Source organism: Agaribacterium haliotis (genome assembly GCF_002312815.1).
In the GTDB taxonomy this organism is placed as follows: domain Bacteria; phylum Pseudomonadota; class Gammaproteobacteria; order Pseudomonadales; family Cellvibrionaceae; genus Agaribacterium; species Agaribacterium haliotis.
Genome location: NZ_NKQJ01000007.1, coordinates 76252 through 96259, shown reverse-complemented (window position 1 = coordinate 96259; position 20008 = coordinate 76252). Strand labels below are relative to the sequence as shown.

Genomic DNA, 20008 nt, shown 5'->3' with positions numbered 1-20008 from the left:
CTATGAAACTACAAGCCGATTCACTTTATCTTAAACGCGCAAACAAGGAGGTTTTGCGCGGAATTTCTTTCTCCGTAGCCAAAGGCGAAGTCTACGCCTTACTCGGAGGTAATGGCGCAGGTAAATCCAGCACCTTACTGTGCTTCTTAGGTTTTTTACAGCCCACTTCTGGGCACCTGCGAGTCGACCAAAAAGAATTAAGCGAAGACTTAGTAACAGCTCGCAAAAAGATTGCCTACCTGCCAGAATCCGCCTCCCTGTACGAGCATTTAAACGCAACTGAAAATATTCGTTATTTTCTCGAGCTTGCCGGTAAGCAAGCTCAAGCCTGCGCCATCGACGCTGCGCTAGACCAGGTATCTTTAGCTACATCAGCACGCCAACAAACGTTGCGCAACTATTCCAAAGGCATGCGCCAAAAAGTAGCTATCGCCCTAGCGATATTGCGCGATACCGAAATTTTACTGCTTGATGAGCCAACATCCGGCCTCGACCCAAGTGCAATTGATGAGTTTCACACGATCGTTCGCAACCTTGCCGACCGGGGTAAAACCATATTGATGGTAAGCCACGATGTATACGGCGCATGCCAGGTTGCCGATAAAATCGGCCTGCTTCGCGACGGTGTTTTAGTTGGCGAGTTCAGCTCGGCAGATGGCCAAAGCATCGATACCGAATTGGTGCACCAGGCTTTTTCAAACCCACAGCAGCAACTTAGCCGCTCGCCCACGGATCGTAAACAATGAAACAAGTGTTAAGCATTGCTGCCAGCGAATGGCGATACTGGCTGCGCTCACAACTGAGTGTCAGCGCTTTTGCACTGTTTGTTTTGTTGTTAGTGACAACCAGCATTGTTACTGCAGTACGCATGCAAACAGAACAGCAAGTGCGAGAGCAACAACAGCAGCTTGCTGAACAAACATTTTTAGCCCAGCCCGACCGGCACCCGCATCGCATGGTGCACTACGGCCACTACGTTTACCGTTCAACCATGCCCCTAGCAGTGTTTGACCCAGGCCTTGACCCAGTAACCGGCCAATCAATTTTTTTAGAAGGCCACCGCCAAAATACCGCGATGTTTGCCCACTCGGATGCAAGCACAAACCTAGGCGGTCTAGCCTGGTTAACACCAGCGCTGGTCTACCAACTGTTTGCGCCGCTACTTATTATTTTATTGGGCCACAGCGCCATAGCCCGTGAAAGAGAAGCAAAACTGCTAATCCCACTTTTAGCTCAAGGTTTAAAGCCCCTAACTATTATTTATGGCAAAAGCTTAGCGCTATTAAGCTTCGCGTCACTGTTGTTGCTGCCACTAGTATTAAGCGCTTTATATTCGCTATACGCGGGTGAGAAGCTTTTATCCGTAGTTGCTCTCATTGCCGTTTATTTTGTTTACCTTGTACTGTGGTGCTTGTTTTCAATATTGTTATCAGTGCTAATTATTAAACGCTCGAGCATATTAACCACGTTAACCGTTGTTTGGCTGACTGTAGCACTGGTTTTGCCATCAATGGCCGTCACCGTGGTATCGCAAACATCGCCCTTACCGGGCAAGATAGCAACAGATTTGAGCATGCTTGCAGAACTTCGCAAACTGGGTGACGGGCACAACGCCAACGACCCTGCTTTTGCAAGGCTACGTGATGAACTACTCAAGCAATATCAAGTTGATAGCGTTGAACAGCTGCCGGTAAATTTCAGAGGGCTTGTTGCCAAAGAGGGGGAAGAAAAACTCACCGAAGTACTTGTTCGCTACGCAGAGCAGCGCATGCAGCAAGAGCTTAAGCAAGCTAAAACACTGCAACAGTTTGCCTGGCTAAGCCCAAGCTTGGCTGTGGCCTTTGCCTCTCGCGCAATCTCAGCAACAGACCTTCAACACTACCACCAGTTTTTAAGGCAAGCCGAAGAGCTGCGCTACAACTTTGTTCAGGGCTTAAACAGCGCGCATGTTGAAAAGCTTTCGTATCAAGACGATATTAATCGCAACAAAGACAAAGCCTCGTGGCTGCGCGCCCGCGTTGATGCCTCCAACTGGCAAGTACTCGACAACTTCAGGTTTGATGCGGCAGATAGCCCCGCGCGCCTTCGCCAAGCGTCATACTCAATTAGCATCATGCTGAGCTGGTTGGCCGTTATTTTGTGCGTTTTATTCGCATCCAGCAGGAGCTTAAAACCATGATTTCCCCGCAAGCTTTATTGCGTGAAGCCAAATTTATAGGCCGTGATCGTACTGTAACTTTTTACATGCTGGTTACGGTTGTGCTTGCCAGCCTTTCGCTGGGCTCTGGCCTAATAGAGGTTCAGCAGCAAAAAACAGATATTCAACACCTGCTCAAAGCAGACCAACAAGATCGCAACGCCAGCTCAGAAAAGCTCAAAGACTGGGGCAGCGCCGCGTATTACAGTTTTCACATTACTTACGATGCGCCATCTGACTTTGCCTTTGCGGCGCTGGGCCAGCGCGAGCTTCAACCGTGGAAACACCGAATTCGCATGCTTGCGCTGGAAGGTCAAATTTATGAACGCGATGCAGATAACCCCGTTGTTGCACTCATCGGCCGCTTTGATTTCGCATTTTTTGCCGCCTTTGTATTTCCGTTGTTACTGATTATCTTGCTTTACGATATTAAATCCAGCGAGCGCAGCGCCGGGCGTTTTGAACTATTACAGCTGACATCCGCCAACGGCTCACTGTGGTTAACACGCAGCTTTATTCTCTCTGCGTCGGCCTATTTATGTATCGCTGTGCCGCTGCTAATAGCTGGGCTTATCGCCGGCACCAAAGCTGCAACACTCAGCAAGGCGCTGTTATTTGTTCTAATTAATACAGCCATCTGGACACTGCTATGCAGCGTTTTTTCCTCTTTAAAAAAACCAAGCTCGTTTATTCTAATGTCACTTATCGGCTTGTGGCTGTGCCTTGCGGTTGTTTTTCCAGCGGGTATAAAACTAATCAGTGACCGAAGCACCGATATGCCCTCTGGTGCTGATATTTTAATGCTGCAACGCGAGACGGTAAATGACGCCTGGGATTTACCGAAACAAGAAACTATGAATGCTTTTTTTGCAGAGCACCCCAAGTGGTCTGACTATAAAGCTGTCGAAAGTTCATTCGAATGGCCGTGGTACTACGCCTTCCAACAAGTTGGTGATCAGCGCACAAAAACGCTGAGCAAAGCCTACCGCGATGGAAAGATACGCCGCGATCAGATTGCGCATTGGGCATCTGTGTTATCACCGCCCGCTTTTCTCGAACGTTCACTTCAAGCTTTAGCAAAGACAGATCAAACATCGAGTATTCACTACCAGGATCGAGTGCGTGCATTCCACGCCGAACTGAGAGCGTTTTATTATCCGAAGTTTTTTCAAAATCAACCTTTTGATCAAAAACAGCTGGATAAGCGGCCAGTGTTTAAACCAAGTTCGCAAGCTAAGTAGAACACTAGCGGGCTGCTAGGGCTAACAAAAGGCTTTAGTCGCTCGCTAAGCTCTTGTTGTGAATAAAGCAGCTCGGGCCTAAATAACAAACACAGTTTAACTGCGCACTTTAACCGTACCCTCAACCCAAAATTCACTGCGCCTGGCCTGAATACGCTCGGCCAAAAAATCGACCAAACAGCGTATGCGCGCCGTTTTTCTAAGATCTTTGTGTAACAGTAACCACAGGCTGCGATAGGCCAGCGGTTTTTGAAACGGCGCCCAGACCAGGTTCGGGTGCCGGTCACCGAGATTACAAGCCAAATACGCCATGCCTAAACCAGAAGCCGCAAGGTTAATAAGTGGTACCAGCGCAGATACCCGGTGTTTTAATGTCGCTTTAGGGTAATAACTCTCTTTTAGCCACGGTGCGGATCGCTCGCCTTGCGCTTCGTGCCAGCCAATAAAATGCAGGCCTTCTCCGCTGTTATCCTGCACCGTCTCAGCGTAAGCCCGGCTGCAATAAGCCGCTTGTGACATTTGTAAAAGGCGCCTCCCGGCAACATCATCACTGACTTCATTGGCCACACGAATTGAGACATCTGCCTCGCGCCCAACCACCATGCGAGAAGCGGCGATCATTTCTTCTTCAACACGCTCGGCAAACGGCATCAGTTTTTCACCACAACCGATAGGTAAAACAGCTATTGACGACAAGATGGCCGCGCTCTATTCACAATCGCCTTGTAAACTTGCTATACATAAGCCCCGTACAATCGCAAACTAAACTACCAAGGCCTGACTCAACTGCAAGCGCTGCGCAGCTAGCATTGAGCGCCAAGGCTCACAATAAAGCGCAATAAAATAAGCGGCATAGTAAAAAAAGCCAAACAACAAAGGATGGCGACAATGACAAGCGACACAGCATTTTCAGCAAAAGGATGGACGCCGGATCAAATCGGCTCTCTCAAAGGTAAAAGCTATGTGATCACCGGTGCCAATACAGGTGCGGGCTTTCAAGCTGCACGCATATTACTTTCAAAATCGGCAAAAGTGCTGATGCTTAATCGCAGTGCTGAAAAATCCGATATCGCCATTGCCGATTTAAAACAGGAATTTGGTGAAGGCGCCGATGTGAGCTTTATACAAATGGATCTTTCCGTACAGGCATGCGTTCACAAGGCTGCAGAGCAAGTGCTCGAAACTCTGCCGCATATCGACGCACTAATTTGCAACGCTGCCATCGCCCAAGTCGCCAAGCAGGAAATAACCGTTGACGGTTTTGAAAGCCACCTTGCGGTGAATTATTTTGGCCACTTTATTTTATGTAATCGCTTATTTGAAAGGCTTAACAAAAGCGCTGGCCGCATTGTAATGGTTGGCAGCGAAGGCTATAAAATGGGAATCAAAACCATACAGTTTGACGATATAAACTGGGATACCAACTACCACGCAAACAACACCTATTGTCACAGCAAATTAGCGCAGATGATGTTTGCTTACGAATTGCAGCGGCGTATTAAAAAAGCGGGCAAAGCGGTTAAGGTCTATGTCTGTCACCCCGGCGCCTCAAAAACGTCGCTAATTAATCACAAGGCAAGCTTTTTTTCCAGGCTTATGTTTTCACTTATGGCGATGTCACCGATGGTGCAATCGGCCGAAAAAGGTTGTTATCCAGAACTTATGTGTGCAACCGAGGATAAGATAAAACAGCTGGCCTACTACGGCCCGACCGGCCCGTTAAACTGGGTCGGCCCTGTCGGCGAATGCAAGCTCGAAAATTTTGCTTTGGATCACGAAATAGCCGCAAGGCTTTGGACACTGACAGAAGAAAAAACCGGCATTAACTGGCAACTTAGGGCGGCAGACGCTACTGCGCATTTTGCAACTGCGTAGCCATCTGATATTTAGAGCCTTGTTGCCCCTGTCTATAAATTAGCGCAGCGCACTTTGCTTGCCGGCAAGTTTTTGAATGGTCTGACTGCCGCGCTTTAAGGCCTCGGCACTGGTATGCACCTGACCGTAGTGGCGAAGCATCTGATAAGGCCAGGGCTCGGCCAACGCGAGCACCAGTTCGCTATCGCCCACAGCGCGCATATGCAGTTGTGGCGCAGCCTGTGTTGGCCACGCCTGCAACTGGGCCAGCTCTTCGGATTTTATTGTTGTACCCTGTAATTCAAGCTCGCCGGACAACACATAAATAAAACCCCGGTTCTGCTTGCGCGGTGGCTGCCAGTTAAAATGATCGCCCGCTTTTAAACGTATATGAAGATAGCTTACCGGGTGCTGCACCGGTACTGGCGATTGCAGGCCGCGATATTGACCAAGCAAAACACGAACGCCGTCACACTCGGCTATATCCTGCGGCTGTAAATCCATATAGCTTGCATCGTTTGTTTCTTCTTCGGGGCCAAGCAATAACCACAGCTGCAACACGCCAATTGTTTTCTTCGCGCGGTAACTTTCTTTGTGCCAAACACCCGAGCCACTGGCCATATATTGTAGCCCGCGGCTGTGAACCGTTTGTTTATTGCCCAGGGAATCCTCATGCATCAGCGCAGTGTCGTACGGCAGGGTAATTGTCGCCACACCCGAATGAGGGTGCCAATCAATGTCCATCGCTGTTTTGGCCACCGTGCCGGCATCAAATAACACCCAAGGTTTAAGTTCGTCGACGGTATTTGCGCGAATATAGGCCGGGCTGCCCGCCTTTTTTTTAATAATTCTTTTTACCTGTACCTTATTTTGCAATGCACTGCCTTGCTTTTCATGGACACCCTGCACAGCTGTTTCACCGCGCTCACAATTTTTATTCATGCCTTTTGCCCCACTAAGTTTTCCGAGTCAGTGCCAGTTACTGCAACACAGATCACGGCCAATACTGCACACGCGGCCATCGTATAAGCCATGGTTGTTGCATCCTGACTTTGGCCAGCGGCAACCAGCGCGCTGGCTAAGGCCCCAAGGCCAAACTGCAATACACCGCTGACACCGGCGAGTACACCCGCGTGCTCATCCGCCGCCTGCATGGCGGCCGATATCGCATTGGCACTAATCAAACCCAGCGCAGCCATATACAACACAATGCCTGCAACAACATAGGGCAAAGCTAAGTTTAATGTCGCCACCGCAGCTAAAAACGCACCACTTAACGCAAACAGCGGCGTGAAAAGCAGTAGCTTTTTCCTCGCAGATACGCGGTTTAATAAACGCGCATTGGCAATATTGGCCAGCATCATTGCCAGTGCACCGACTGCAAGCAGCACACTAAATAGACTTGGACTAACAGAAAAATATTCAATATAAACAAACGGCGCGCCGGAAATAAATGCAAACATGCCAGCAAAAGCACTGCCTCCGGTTAACACCAGCGCCAGCGCTTGGCGGTTTTTAAATATGCTTTTATAGCCTTCTAATAAACGCTTAAAACTAAAGGCTTTGTTTGCTGAATCAAAACCGCGCGAAGGCAGCAAACGCAGCTGCAAAAGCATCGTTGCGACACTAAGTGCTGCCAGCACAAAAAATATGCCTTGCCAACCTGCGACAAGTAAAATCTGGCTGCCTATCAGCGGTGCAATCATCGGCGCGATCACCACACAGGCCATCACATAACTGATCACTTTATTGCTTTGGCGCGCATCAAAGTGCTGGTGAATGAGTGGCAGCACCACCACGGCGCTGCCGCCGGCAAATGCTTGCACAGCGCGCCAACTATAAAGCGATAACAACTGTTCACTGTAAGCAAGCATGATACTCGCCAGTGCAAATACGCCCATGCCAACAAGCAATAGCCTGGCCTTATTCACACTGTCGGCGATGGCTCCAAAAACAAGCTGGCCCGCGGCAAAAGCCATCAAATACACAGCCACCGAGGCCTCCATTGCGTCGATGGAACTTTGAAAATAAGCCGCCATATTCGGCAGCGCCGGCAAGTACATATCGATCGCAAACGGCGACAGCGAGAAGATCAGCGCCATTAAGCTAATAAAAGACCAGTAGGCAAAACGGCTTTGGCTTGTCTGGGACATTGCAAAAACTCTAGCTAGGGTGAATGCCTGCCAGTATAATTAAGCCCCAAATGTGAATTAATACAGCAATTAGACATTCACTATTTCCAAATGGTGGCCAATCGCGGCAGCTCACTCTGCTAAAAACGGGGCACAAATGGCCTTTAACTCAAAACTGTTCGACGGCATGCTGGTATTCAGCGAAGTTGCCGCAACCGGCAGCTTTACCAAAGCGGCCGCGGCCACCGGCCACTCGACTTCATATATATCTAAAGAAATCAACAAGTTAGAAGAAAGGCTCGGTGTGCGTTTGTTAAACCGCAGCACCCGCTCAGTTAGCCTAACGCCCGAAGGCGAAAGCTATTACCCGCTGTGCCAACAAATTATTGCCGAGGCGCAGCAGGCCGAAGCCCTGGTCAACCACCTACAACCCGAGCCCCAGGGGAAAATTCGCATCAGCTGCCCGAGCAGTTTTGGCCTCTCTCATTTGCGCCCGGTCTTTACCCAGTTTCTAAAGCGCTACCCCAAGGTAAGCCTCGATCTGGATTTTAGTGGCCGCCAAGTTGATGTCATCGCCGAGGGCATTGATGTTGCCATACGAGCCACTACTGAACTGAACGATTCAAGTTTAATTTGCCGCAAGTTATTGTCATCTTACGGCGCCACTGTTGCCTCGCCGGCCTATTTAAAGGCCTGCGGCACACCCACAAAACCCGAGCAGTTAAAGCAACACAAAACCATTACCTACAGCCATATAAAAATGCCCGACCAGTGGCAGTACGAAGACAAACAGGGGAAAGTGATCAATGTGCAACTGCAAAGTGTTGTGCACACCAACAGCCCCCATATGGAACTGGAATTTGCCCTTGAAGGCGTCGGTATTACCCGCCTGCCGGAATTTTTCCTCGGCGACAGATTGCACAGCGGCGAGCTGATTGAGTTATTTAAAGAATATAAAAAACCAAGTATCGACGTGTATCTGGTTTACGCTAGCCGCAAGCATATGTCGGCCAAGGTGCGCTGCTTTATCGATTTTATGCTCGAAGCGGTAAACACATAGCGCCACGCCTATTAAACCCCAAATGGAAACAATACTTTTCCATACCCCCTATTAATTCCATCTCACTAGAGGCGTACACTGCGCCTCGTTAGTTACATCGCACACAACGAGGATCTTATGAGCACAATTAATAAATTTATATCGACGGCAGCCGCGGCATTTTTCAGCCTTGGCTTAACTTTGCCAAGCCTCGCAACAACGGAGATCAAAACCGTTAACGGCGTCGCCAGTTACCCAGAAGGCTACCCCGGCACGCCTCATCGACAAGCCGATGAAGACCCGTTCTTATCGCCGTCGAACTCGGCGCTGATTCTTATCGACTACCAGCCCCACATTATGATGGGCGTGAAAAATATCGATCACCAAGAGCTGATTAATAACACCACAGCGCTGATTAAAACCGCCGTGCTTTACGATATTCCAATTATTTTTTCCCACGTTGGGGTCGGCCTAAAAGGTTCGAAACCCATGCTCGAAGAGCTCAGCAAACTTGCGCCAAACGCTGTCTTTGTTGACAGAACTAACGTCAATGCCTGGGAAGAGCCCGAATTTGTTAAAGCTGTGCAGGCAACCGGCCGGAAAAAACTGATTATGGGCGGCCTGTGGACAGATGTATGTTTGGCCTACCCGGCAATTGAAGCCGAGCTGAACGGCTACGACGTGTTTGTACCGGAAGATACTGTCGGCAGTATTAGCCAGCTAAGTCACGACAACGGAATGCGCCGCATGCAGGCCGCCGGCGTAGAGCGCATCACCTGGAACGTGGTGCCGGCAGAGCTACAACGCGATCACGCCCGCGCCGACAAAGAAAAACAAGTTACCCGAATTTTCCTGGAATACCTGTTTAAAATGGATCCGGACAAAGGCTGGCAATAAATAAAAGCGCTGTGCCGGCCCGAGCCTGGGGCCGGTTAAGGCTTGCAACTTATTAACATCAACAATAAATCAGCGCTAGCTGCCAACGCGGCCCCCGCCCTGTTTTGTAATAACAAGCACCGACGGCCTGGGCGGCACAGCACTGTCAAAATCGGGCCAGCGCGTTGTCGGTTTATCAAAGCTGCTGCCCCCACCCGGGTGCTGCACTGAAACAAAAAAGTTTTCATCATCGGGCGTAAAAAAGGGCCCGCACAATTCGGCGCCGATGGGTGTGCGTAAAAAGCGTTTCGTCAATGCCCTGTTAGGGCCATTGACCTCCGTCGCCCAGACACCGTCGGCAATACCGGATTTTTCTGCGCCGTCAGTGGCTATCCACAAATTGCCAAGTTGATCAAAAGCACAGTTATCCGGGCACGAGAGCCAGCCGTTTTCGCTGATATCCGCATGGTAGCTTGTTGCCACCTCTCCGGGTTTACCGGCAAGTAACATTAAATCCCAATTAAACTCCGTTTTGGTGTGGTCACCGCCCTCAGGCCAAAATTCAATAATCTGGCCATTAGCATTGTGGGCGCGCGGGTTGGCGGCATCAAGCTGATCGTGTTTGCGCCGGCTATTGTTAGTTAGCATCGCATATACCCGGCCGTTTACCGGGTTCACGTCGACATCCTCGGGCCTGTCCATCGGTGTAGCACCAACTAAATCGCCGGCTTTGCGCGCGTCAATAAGCACATCCGCCTGCGAAGAAAAGCCATTTTTTTCGGTCAGCGGGCCCTGGCCATAAGTCAGCGGTAACCAGTGCAGCTTTCCCGATGCATCAAAACGGGCAACATACAAACTGCCCTCATCGAGCAAATCTAAATTCGCCTGGCGATTGTGCTCATCGTATTTATTTTTACTAACAAATTTATAGATGTACTCAAAGGCCTGATCATCGCCGCTGTACGCAACCACATGTTTGTCGGCGTTGATATAAACATTGCAGCCCTCGTGCTTAAAACGCCCAAGCGATGTGCGCTTTTTGGGTTTGGAGCCAGGGTCGTAGGGGTCTATCTCAACCACCCAACCGACATGCAGTAACTCATTCGGGTTTTTATCCAGGTTCCAGCGCGGAAAATAATTCGCCCAGGCTTTTACCCCTGTACGGCTGACAAAACGCTGGTAATTTTCCGCTTCCGGCTGGTGTTTTATATCGCCGTGAAAATAAGCATCGACATTTTCTTCAGCGGTTAAAATAGTGCCCCAGGGCGTGAGCCCCCCGGCGCAGTTGCCGTAAGTGCCGAGCGTATGTATACCGTCTTTAGAAATCAGCGTTTGCAAACGCGAAGACGCACTGGCAGCGCCGCTTATGATCATCGGCGTTTGCGGTGTTATGCGGCGGTTATAGCTGGATGTTTTATCGACATGCCACTGCCCGGCCTGCTTTTTAATTTCAATAATGCTCAAACCGTGCGCGGCAATTTCTATCTGCGCCTGCTCAAGGCTGACATCGGCCGCCGACGGTGAACCTGGGAACATCATCGACGGTGACGTGTATTCGTGATTGACCACCAATAAACCGCGATCGGAACGCTTGCTGCCATAGGGCAGTGGCACAAAAGCAATAAAGTCGTTGTTATAACCAAACTGTTGCAGCTGGCTGGCTTCGCTTTGACGCTGCGCATCAAATTCGGGCGCATCGGCAAACAGAGCATCGCCCCAAGAGATCAGCACTTGATGATCGTAACCCTCGGCAACAGCAAAGTTTTTGTCCAAACCGTGTGCGAGCTCGTTAAAACTTAAACTGCTGCCAACACCCGGTGTTGTGCCACTTTTTTTTGCCTCAGCTTTAGTTTTTGTAAGCGAAGCACCTTCAAGTGCAGCCCCGTCTTTTGCACACCCGCTCACAGCGGCCACAGCCGCCGCAGCTCCCGAACGTATAAATGCCCGCCGGTTAAGGTAAGACTCAAGTACTTTTTCAAAACACGGTGACTTATTGCTGCTATCGGCCATACTTGTTTCCGCTGTCTCTTGCGCTAAACCTGTAGCTTCAATATAAAAAAACAAAGTTTAAGCGCTGTAAGTAGTTTAGCTCGAATTATACGAGCCCTTGTCGTCAAAAGCATGACACAAGTATGACAGTTATTGGCTATACAGCATAAAACACCATGCGCGTTACAAGGCTTGTTGCGCCTTTTGAAACCAAGCTAACACCTGGCGTAGATACTGCTCACCATAGAGCTTTACAAACTGTTGAGTGTAGTAGTCTTTGTTGTCCTGAAGCGCTGCCAAACGCTCTGAAATATAGCCAGGGTCTGTTAACACTAATTAAATACACTCTGCTGGAGCCTGAGTATTCGACCAGAAAGGCGCTTTGAGCGCAGTTTAGCAAGCTAAATAAGCGATAAGTAACGCATCTGGGCGGATATTCAGGCCCAGCCCTTCGGGTTGTGCCCCTCATCCCGCTCTCTGTGTTGTTTGTCGCTTATTTGGAACAACCAAACTGCGCTCCAAACGCCTTGATAGCAGAATGAGGGGCGCAACAGAGTGCATTTAATTAGTGTTAACAGGCCCTAGCATCTAGCTGCAAACCACATTCAACAATAATGCAGTGCCGCCACTGTTCATAAGTTTCAGGGATAATTGAGCTTTGCATAGTTTTATCCATCGTTTTGTGAATAAGATAATACGGCGTCTATGGATCTGGACAGCGCCTGAGGTTGATCAAGTAAATCCGGTGCACAACACGCTTCTTGCAGGTAGGCCACGGCCACCTCCGGGCGATCAAAACTAAGTTGCTCACCATTTAAAAGGCGCAAATTAAGTTGTTTACTCTGAACTTCATTGGCACCAACAATAATCATAAACGGGCATTTTTGCATCGTTTGCTGGCGAATCTTGTAACCTACTTTTTCTTTGCTGTTGTCGACAATCACTCTAAGCCCAGCTGCGCAAAACAGATCTTCAAGCAGCGCAGCATATTCATTAAACGCTTCTGAAATAGTTAAGATAGATAACTGCACAGGGCTTAACCAAGCCGGAAGCTTGCCACTGTAGTGCTCAATCAAAATGCCAATAAATCGCTCCAGTGATCCAAACAGCGCCCGGTGCAGCAGCACCGGCACCTTGCGCTCGCCATTTTCATCGACATACTCCAGGCTAAAGCGCGACGGTAAATTCATATCCACCTGCAAGGTGCCACATTGCCAATCGCGACCTATTGCATCGCGCAAAACAAATTCAAGCTTGGGGCCATAAAACGCACCCTCCCCCGGATTTAACTGATAAGACAAACCCAGGCTGGCTAAGGCATCAATCAGCGCCTGTTCGAGTAGATCCCACAGCTTGTCATCGCCCATTTTCTTATCCGGGCGTGTCGACAATTTAATGCTGACATCTGCAAAACCAAGCTGCTGATAAATATCTAAAACCAGGCGAATAATTTTTATGCACTCATGCAACATTTGCTGTTCGCTGCAGTAGATATGTGCATCGTCCTGAGTAAAGTGGCGCACACGCATCAAGCCATGCAAAGAGCCAGAGGGTTCGTAGCGGTGAACCTTGCCAAACTCCGCCATGCGAATAGGCAAATCGCGATAGCTTTTTAATCCGTGCTGATACATCAATACACTGCCCGGGCAGCTCATCGGCTTGAGTGCCAGATTTTTTTCATCAGGCGTTTGGGTGCTATACATATGATCCTGATAGTTTTGCCAGTGGCCGGATTTTTCCCACAGGGCTCTATCCATCATATCGGGCGTATTCACTTCAATATAAGCCGAACGCTGCTGCTGACGACGCATATATGCAATCAACTGACTAAACAGAATCCAGCCCTTGTTTTGCCAAAAAACCGCTCCGCTAGCGGCCTCGTGGAAATGGAAATAACCCAGCTCTTTGCCAAGGCGGCGGTGGTCGCGCTTTTGTGCCTCGGCAAGCATTGTCAGATGGCTGCGCAGATCTTTTTTTGTCGCCCACGCCGTGCCATAAATGCGCTGAAGCTGTTCATTTTTGGCATCACCGCGCCAATACGCACCTGAAATCTTGGTTAGTTTCACATGCTCTAGAAAACGTGTATTGGGCACGTGCGGACCGCGGCACATGTCAACGTATTCCTGATGATAATAAAGCCCCATTTGTTGCTCGTTGGGCATATCATCGATTAACTGCAATTTATAGTGTTCTTTGCGCTCGTCAAAACACTGAATCACTTTATCGCGCGCTGTCATTTTTTTTATCACATCGTAATGGCTTGCGATCAGGTGTTTCATACGCGCTTCGATGGCCGCCAAGTCCTCTTCGGTGAACGGCCGCTGATAAGCAATGTCGTAATAAAAACCATGCTCAATCACAGGCCCAATCACCATCTGGGCTTCGGGGTAGAGCTGCTTAACTGCATGGCCAACAAGGTGGGCGCAGCTGTGGCGGATAATCGCCAGCGCTTCGTTATCACGAGTGGTGATAATACGTATCGTGGCATCGGCATTGATCGCATCGCAGGCGTCGACCAACTCGCCATTAAGCTCTGCCGCGACGGTGCTTTTCGCAAGCCCCGGGCCTATGCTCGCAGCAATATCTAAGGCTGAAACGCCGGCTGGAAATGTTTTTTTACTGCCATCAGGCAAACTAATTACAATAGTGGCTGTTTGCTTATTCATTGTTTATCTATGGTGTTTTTCTATCGACTACAACAGCGTTGTGAGCGTGCAAGCTTTCCTGGTGCTCGACTTTAAACCAGTAATCTTTTACATAAACCAAGCTCCCAAGTTTCGCTTTGATGCGCCGGGCCGCATCTTCACAGAACATTAAATTCTCTGCGTTAAGTTTGGCAAAGGCCTGCTCGTCTACGCGCTTTACCGCTGTCTGTACCGGCGTTGCAATGACCGACTCGAACTGAAATATTAGCGCCGCGATGTCGGGCCAGGCTTCGTCCCCTAAGCTCAAACGAATATAAGCGTAGGAACGCTGGCTATGAGGCGTTGCAATGCTCGCCCCCGGAGACTGTAACCACTGCAACAGCGCAGCTTTATCAATATGGTTAGCGGAAAACTGCTGATCAATCGCATCCGCATACAGCTGGCGAGCCAGAGACGCAGAGCACGGGCAGGTGCTGGAATAAGGTATGCTTAACTCAAGCTCAGTGGAGAAGCCTCGCGGTGTCTGCTCTGCCTTAATACAAACCGGGTAGCTTTGAAAACCGGCTTCACCACTTAGCAATGAGGGTTTCTTTAATAACACATCAAAACTCAGCTCAGCTCTCGCGCTATGGCCAATGCCAGCTTGCGACACGATCATCTCAGCGAGCAAATTCTTCATTGCCTGTTTATCTAGTTCACAATCGGCCAGCTGATTAAGAGCATGATGCAAACGAGACATATGTATGCCTTTGGCATCGGTTTTTTCCAAACTGACATACAGCTTCGATTTTGCAGCAATATGTTGTTGCCGGACTCCTTGAAACGTTAAGCAAATGGGTACAGCGATGTCTTCCATACCAACCCACTGTAAAGACATCGGTGTTTCGGCACTCAGGTCAGAAGTAATATCGGGTAAAGCGCGCATTAACAACAAACTGTTCCTCTATTTTCGGTTAAAACTAAGTCGCATTGACGCGGGCACCTGCTCGCTGACAACACGGCCATCAAAAACCTGATGGCCATTGACCCATGTTTTTTCAATGCTTGAAGAAAATTCATTACCATCAAAGGGTGTCCAGGCACAGTGGTAATAGCTATTGTCGTGGCTTGCGTACGTCGGCTTATTCGTATTAACCAGAACCAAGTCGGCATAATAACCTTCGCGAACAAAACCCCTGTCGTTGACTCCGTAACGAATCGCAGGGTTGTGCGCTGTTTTTTCAACCAATAACTCAATACTAAAGCGCTGATTTTTTACATGTTCAAATAAACTTATAAGTGCATGTTGAACCAGCGGCAGACCGGCAGGTGCCTGGCTATAAGCACCTTGTTTTTCCTGCCAGGTATGCGGTGCATGATCGGTAGCGATAATATCGATCTTATTGCTGTTTAAGGCTTTAATTAATGCCTCGCGATCACTTTGGCTTTTTATCGCAGGGTTACATTTAATTAAATTGCCAAGGCGAGCGTAGTCGTCATCACAAAACCACAAATGGTGCACACAGGCCTCGGCGGTAATGCTTTTGTTTTGTATCGGGCCGGCCTCAAATAAGGCGAGCTCTTTCTGCGTGGTAATATGTAGAACATGCAACTGGCTGCCGTACTTCTTGGCCAGTTCCACCGCATACGACGACGATGCATAACAGGCCTCAACACTGCGTATTTTGGGGTGGTCTTCTATCGTTGGCGACTGAGCACGACTTCGGTAGGCCTCCAGGTTATATGCAATAACGGGGCTACTTTCACAGTGCGTGACAATTAAACCTGGGCTTTCGCGAAAAATATTATCGAGCGCCTGCGGATGCTCGACCAACAAATCCCCTGTCGAGGCCCCCATAAACACTTTTACCCCGCAGTGTTGCTCAGGCTGCAAGCGCTTTATTTGTTCCAGGTTGTCTTCAGTGGCACCCAAATAAAATGAATAATTTGCCAAGGAGCTATTTGCAGCCAACTCAAATTTACGTTCAAGTGCATCGATGCTTGTTGTCGCCGGGCTGACATTGGGCATTTCCATATAACTGGTAATACCACCGGCAACGGCCGCTTTTGATTCACTGGCAATAGTGCCTTTGTGAGTAAGCCCCGGCTCGCGAAAATGGACTTGATCATCAATCATTCCCGGCAATAAAAACAAACCGTCAGCATCAACAATCTGATCACAGGTTTTTGCTGCAATACTTTTATCTATTTGACTAATGCGCTGATCGACGATTCTAAGATCCCCTTCCTGCACTTTGCCCTCGTTCACAATAGAGGCATTTTTTATCAAGGTGCTTTTTTTCATTTTAAACTCCAGTAACGCACTGCTTTTATCTACGGCTGTAAACGCCTGCTACAACAAAGGGCTGCAGATATCAAAGGCACACAGCAATTTGCTAAACGCTAAAGCAATAGAAGGGAGCAATACGAATACAGCGACATAAACAAGGCGGCCGCAATGATATGATACAACGTATCATTTATCTACTGATTTGCTAATGCTCTACTCTTGCATTCGTGACAGTGCATTGACTACTGATTGGTCTAGGGCCACGAAGCTGGGCCTCACGGCAATCATATTGACTATTTGCTAGATGGGCGCTTACATCACGTACACGGCGATCACTGCGACGATCACGGGCCGGTTGAAATAGAGAGCAACTAATTGATGTTTAAGACGTGGTGTTTGTCCTAGCGCAAAAAACTTAACAGGCACTTCGCGGCACTACTGCACCGCAATATACACAGTTTTGCGCCGTACTAGCTCTTCTGAAGCTTGCAAACTGCGGGCACTTAATTCAAGTCGGTAAGTACCCGCTTGCTTGGCAAGCACCACAAAAGTGTGGCTGCCGCTTGCTTGATTGACAACAACCGGCTCTGCACTACTTAAGACCTCGGCCGGATCAAAGTTCAAACTAAGTTCTACCGGCGCATCAGCTTGCGCGCCGACCACACTGTATTGAAATGCAATTTCTGTGTTTTGGTTCGCACTTGTGCGCACCGTCAGTGGGGCGCTGAGTTTTATATAGGCAGCCCGGGCACCTAGCGTTGCTGCCGACGCTCGCAAAGGTGAAAACGACTGGTGCCCATAACGCATACCGTAGCCTGCGCCGTGATTGTCACAGGCGTAGCCAGGCAGTGCCAGAGCCATAAGCAACAAAAGCCCGCCTGTAAGCGGCTTGCAGCGCGGTTTTGAGCTCGGTTTTAAGTACGTCGTTAACATGGATCGAACACAGTTTATTTACAGCACAACATTAAAAACTAGGCTCGAAATTAGAGGAATTAGCAGCGAATGGCAAGCGAGGCCCGTACACGGTAGGCGCCTATTGCCAACAATATTTTTAAAAAGGCGCAAGGCTGAGCATATGCCTGAGTAAAACGTGCAAACGTCAGCATATTTTGCTCAAAGCTTAAGCTTTTTTGGAATGCCTTAGCTAGGGCCTGTTAACTGCCATTTTCCAGGGCCTAGCCTTCAACTAGTCACCCATTAACCGCCAACAACCCGCCAATTAAGCACCCATTCGCCACCCAGCCCTTTATACGGGCCGGGAGCTGAGATGATATTAGGGCCTGTTAACACTAATTAAATGCACTCTGTTGCGCCCCTCATTCTGCTCTCAAGGCGTTTGAAGCGCAGTTTGGTTGCTCCAAATAAGCGACAAACAACACAGAGAGCGGGATGAGGGGCACAACCCGAAGGGCTGGGCTTGAATATCCGTCCAGATGCGTTACTTATCGCTTATTTAGCTTGCTAAACTGCGCTCAAAGTGCCTTTCTGGGCGAATACTCAGGCTCCAGCAGAGCGTATTTAATTAGTGTTAACAGGCCCTAGGCTTTAGCATTTGCCGCTTGCAAAAAGCTGTTATAAACCCAGCGGTAGCTGGTGTGCTCGCCGAGCACGCCGCCGAGCTCAAGGCCCTTTTCGCTGCGCCAATCGTCCATCACCTCAGCCAATACCGAAGCCCAGGTGGCAACTTTTACCCCCGCCTGAGTCATGCGCGCAATCGCGGCCTCGGCAACGTCTTTGTTCCAGGTACCGGAAGCATCGACAACCGCATAAACATCATAACCCTCCTGCACGGCAGATATCGCAGGGAACATTAAACACACATCGGTAACAATGCCGGCCATGATGATTTTTTTGCGGCCGCTCGCTTCAATAGCGCGTTTAAATTCCGGGCTTTTCCAGGCGTTAATTTCACCGGCGCGATTGATAACCTCAGAGCCGAGAATATCGGTAATTTCCGGCATCAGCGGGCCATTTGGCCCCTCGGGCATGCTAGCGGTCAGTACCGAGGGCATGCCAACGGTTTTAGCCATCGAACACAGGCCTTTGATATTTGCCGTCATCAGGTGGGGGTCCTGATCGCGGCAACTGACCAGCAGGCCGGTCTGATGATCGATCATCGCTAAGATTGCGTTATCGGCACTTAAAAATTCGTGAAACTTGCTCATAGGGGCTCCATTAAATGTCTTCACTGATTCGATAAGCGCATAGTAAGCGCAGGTATTAGACCAATAAATACACAAAAATAAATATCATAGTTTCAATATCAACAACAATCTTAATATTATGGCTATAGCGCCGTTGGGCTGTTTTTCGAGATCGCTACAGGTGTTAGACTGCGCGCCCCAAATTTAGTGGTTTTAGGCGCCATCACCCCATGGATGTACTGAGAAAAGGTACTGATAGAACGGTACTGGGATAAATGCACGCAGATAAAAGCAAGGAGCTAAAAGCGCTGAGATAAAAGCACTGCAGTAAAAAACAGATCCGGGTATTCGTTTGTTCAGCCGCCTTCAGCAGCAACCTGTTGCACTCTTTTACATACTTAGCAGCCTGACCGGCTTGGTCGGTGCACTTGCACACCCACTTATGAGCTTATTTATCGTCGATAAGCTGAATATGGCTCCCGCGCTGTTTGCTTTTTACACCATCGCCGTTACCTTAGCCGGCCTTGCCAGCAGTCAATGGCTGGCCAACAAAAGTGATCGCGGCGGCAGTAACTTAAATATCTACAGCTTATCCGTGCTCGGTATGAGCGCAGGTTTTGTCGTGTTTGCGTTTTTGGCCGGGCTCAATTCGCCATCGTTTTTGTATATATTGGCCACAGGCGTGTTTGCCGTGGCCCTGGGCAATGCCGCCATTCCGCAAATGCTGACCCTGGCAAGAGCCTGGAGCAGCGAGCAGCAAAACATCGATATCACCCAGTTTAATACGCGTATGCGCGCCGCCATATCCATCGCCTGGATCGCCGGCCCGGCCATCGCTTTTTTTGTTGCCGCACAGTTAAGTTTTAGCCTTGCATTTTTGCTCGCTGGGCTCTGCGGCCTCGCTTGCGTTAGCTACGCAAGGCGCCTGTTGCCGGCAGTCAATCAGGCTACAAGCAGCGCTAAACACGGCGATAAACACGCGGCGCCACGCTCATTTTGGTTGTTGGTTGCGGTTGTCACCCTCGGCGCATCGGCCAATGTGCTCTACGCTTCGGCGATGCCGCTGTACACCATTCAAGAACTCGGTTTCTCTGCAGCGCTGCCGGGCTTGCTAATGGCGAGCGATGCGCTACTGGAAATCCCGGTGATGCTTATCTCTGCGCGGCTGGCCAAACAGTGGAGCAAAGCCGCCATTTTTTATTTTGCTTTTGTCTTTGCGATCTTGTTTTACATTGGCATTTACCACGCGCAGAGTGTCTGGCAGTTTTTTGTACTGCAGGCTGTTAACGCGATTTATTACGGCCTTTTTGCCGGCCTGGCACTGACCTTCCTACAAGAGCAGCTGCCCACACGCATCGCGTTTACGTCGACGCTGTGTTCAAACGCGATTAAAATGGGCACCATGTTTGGCTCGAGCGCCATGGGCCTTATTGCCCAGTTTGCCAGCTTTCGCCACGCCAACCTCGGCGCTATTGTTTGCATTGCCTTCGCTGCCGTTTGCCTGTTCTTGCACCAGCACTTTAAGAAACAAGAAAGCAAGGCACTGCCGGCAAACAACAGTGGGCTGTGTTTTAAGAGCTAAACATATTCATTATTTACCCCGGATAGCCACTTACAACGAT

The 20008-nt window shown here is 49.3% G+C and carries 16 protein-coding genes; 7 read left to right on the top strand and 9 right to left on the bottom strand.

Going from position 1 to position 20008, the window contains the following annotated elements; all coding sequences use genetic code 11:
- Window positions 1-2: 2 nt before the first annotated feature.
- Genes CFK45_RS09640 through CFK45_RS09630 form a run of 3 tightly spaced genes read left to right on the top strand, consistent with a single transcriptional unit; the run spans window position 3 to window position 3438 of the window.
- Window positions 3-746 carry an ABC transporter ATP-binding protein gene (locus CFK45_RS09640; RefSeq protein WP_096086240.1) on the top strand — a complete coding sequence of 248 codons (744 nt, stop codon included), beginning with the start codon at window positions 3-5 and terminating at the stop codon, window positions 744-746.
- Window positions 743-2179: a DUF3526 domain-containing protein gene (locus CFK45_RS09635; RefSeq protein ID WP_096086239.1), complete on the top strand. Its 1437-nt coding sequence runs from the start codon at window positions 743-745 to the stop codon at window positions 2177-2179. Before CFK45_RS09640 ends, CFK45_RS09635 begins: the two co-directional genes overlap by 4 nt.
- Window positions 2176-3438, top strand: coding sequence for a DUF3526 domain-containing protein (locus tag CFK45_RS09630; RefSeq protein WP_096086238.1), 1263 nt, complete (start codon window positions 2176-2178; stop codon window positions 3436-3438). The genes CFK45_RS09635 and CFK45_RS09630 overlap by 4 nt, the downstream gene beginning before the upstream one ends.
- 96 nt (window positions 3439-3534) lie before the next feature.
- Here CFK45_RS09630 and CFK45_RS09625 read toward each other — a convergent pair whose 3' ends face one another.
- Window positions 3535-4134, bottom strand: coding sequence for a LysR substrate-binding domain-containing protein (locus CFK45_RS09625; RefSeq protein ID WP_204378445.1), 600 nt, complete (start codon window positions 4132-4134; stop codon window positions 3535-3537).
- Window positions 4135-4326: 192 nt separating this feature from the next.
- On the opposite strand from CFK45_RS09625, the gene CFK45_RS09620 reads away from it, so the two are divergent.
- Complete coding sequence (locus CFK45_RS09620) at window positions 4327-5313, top strand: SDR family oxidoreductase (protein ID WP_096086236.1); 987 nt, start codon at window positions 4327-4329, stop codon at window positions 5311-5313.
- Window positions 5314-5352: 39 nt separating this feature from the next.
- On the opposite strand, the gene CFK45_RS09615 is transcribed toward CFK45_RS09620, so the two are convergent.
- Together CFK45_RS09615 and CFK45_RS09610 are read right to left on the bottom strand one after the other, a co-directional pair.
- Window positions 5353-6234, bottom strand: coding sequence for a pirin family protein (locus tag CFK45_RS09615; protein WP_096086235.1), 882 nt, complete (start codon window positions 6232-6234; stop codon window positions 5353-5355).
- A complete protein-coding gene (locus tag CFK45_RS09610) occupies window positions 6231-7445 on the bottom strand; it encodes a multidrug effflux MFS transporter (protein WP_204378444.1) in 1215 nt (404 codons plus the stop codon). Before CFK45_RS09610 ends, CFK45_RS09615 begins: the two co-directional genes overlap by 4 nt.
- Window positions 7446-7581: 136 nt before the next feature.
- Between CFK45_RS09610 and CFK45_RS09605 the strand changes: the two genes are divergently transcribed.
- Together CFK45_RS09605 and CFK45_RS09600 are read left to right on the top strand one after the other, a co-directional pair.
- Window positions 7582-8484 (top strand): LysR family transcriptional regulator, encoded by a 903-nt coding sequence (locus CFK45_RS09605; protein ID WP_096086234.1) that lies wholly within the window; start codon window positions 7582-7584, stop codon window positions 8482-8484.
- A 117-nt stretch (window positions 8485-8601) separates the two neighbouring features.
- Window positions 8602-9360: an isochorismatase family protein gene (locus tag CFK45_RS09600; RefSeq protein WP_096086233.1), complete on the top strand. Its 759-nt coding sequence runs from the start codon at window positions 8602-8604 to the stop codon at window positions 9358-9360.
- 75 nt (window positions 9361-9435) lie between these two features.
- On the opposite strand, the gene CFK45_RS09595 is transcribed toward CFK45_RS09600, so the two are convergent.
- From CFK45_RS09595 to CFK45_RS09565, 6 genes are all read right to left on the bottom strand, one after another.
- Window positions 9436-11349: a PhoX family protein gene (locus tag CFK45_RS09595; protein ID WP_096086360.1), complete on the bottom strand. Its 1914-nt coding sequence runs from the start codon at window positions 11347-11349 to the stop codon at window positions 9436-9438.
- 647 nt (window positions 11350-11996) lie between these two features.
- Complete coding sequence (thrS, locus tag CFK45_RS09590) at window positions 11997-13994, bottom strand: threonine--tRNA ligase (protein WP_096086232.1); 1998 nt, start codon at window positions 13992-13994, stop codon at window positions 11997-11999.
- A gap of 7 nt (window positions 13995-14001) precedes the next feature.
- Entirely contained in the window at window positions 14002-14898 is an 897-nt protein-coding gene (gene folE2 / locus CFK45_RS09585) for a GTP cyclohydrolase FolE2 (protein WP_192870751.1), read from the bottom strand.
- 18 nt (window positions 14899-14916) lie between these two features.
- Window positions 14917-16257 carry a dihydroorotase gene (locus CFK45_RS09580; RefSeq protein ID WP_096086231.1) on the bottom strand — a complete coding sequence of 447 codons (1341 nt, stop codon included), beginning with the start codon at window positions 16255-16257 and terminating at the stop codon, window positions 14917-14919.
- 420 nt (window positions 16258-16677) lie between these two features.
- A complete protein-coding gene (locus CFK45_RS09570) occupies window positions 16678-17112 on the bottom strand; it encodes a hypothetical protein (RefSeq protein ID WP_143247544.1) in 435 nt (144 codons plus the stop codon).
- A 668-nt stretch (window positions 17113-17780) separates the two neighbouring features.
- Window positions 17781-18407: an isochorismatase family protein gene (locus tag CFK45_RS09565; RefSeq protein WP_096086229.1), complete on the bottom strand. Its 627-nt coding sequence runs from the start codon at window positions 18405-18407 to the stop codon at window positions 17781-17783.
- Window positions 18408-18738: 331 nt separating this feature from the next.
- Between CFK45_RS09565 and CFK45_RS09560 the strand changes: the two genes are divergently transcribed.
- The gene (locus CFK45_RS09560) at window positions 18739-19968 is read left to right on the top strand and encodes a sugar efflux transporter (protein WP_158224664.1); all 1230 of its coding nucleotides are present in this window, start codon (window positions 18739-18741) and stop codon (window positions 19966-19968) included.
- The last annotated feature ends 40 nt before the right edge of the window (window positions 19969-20008 follow it).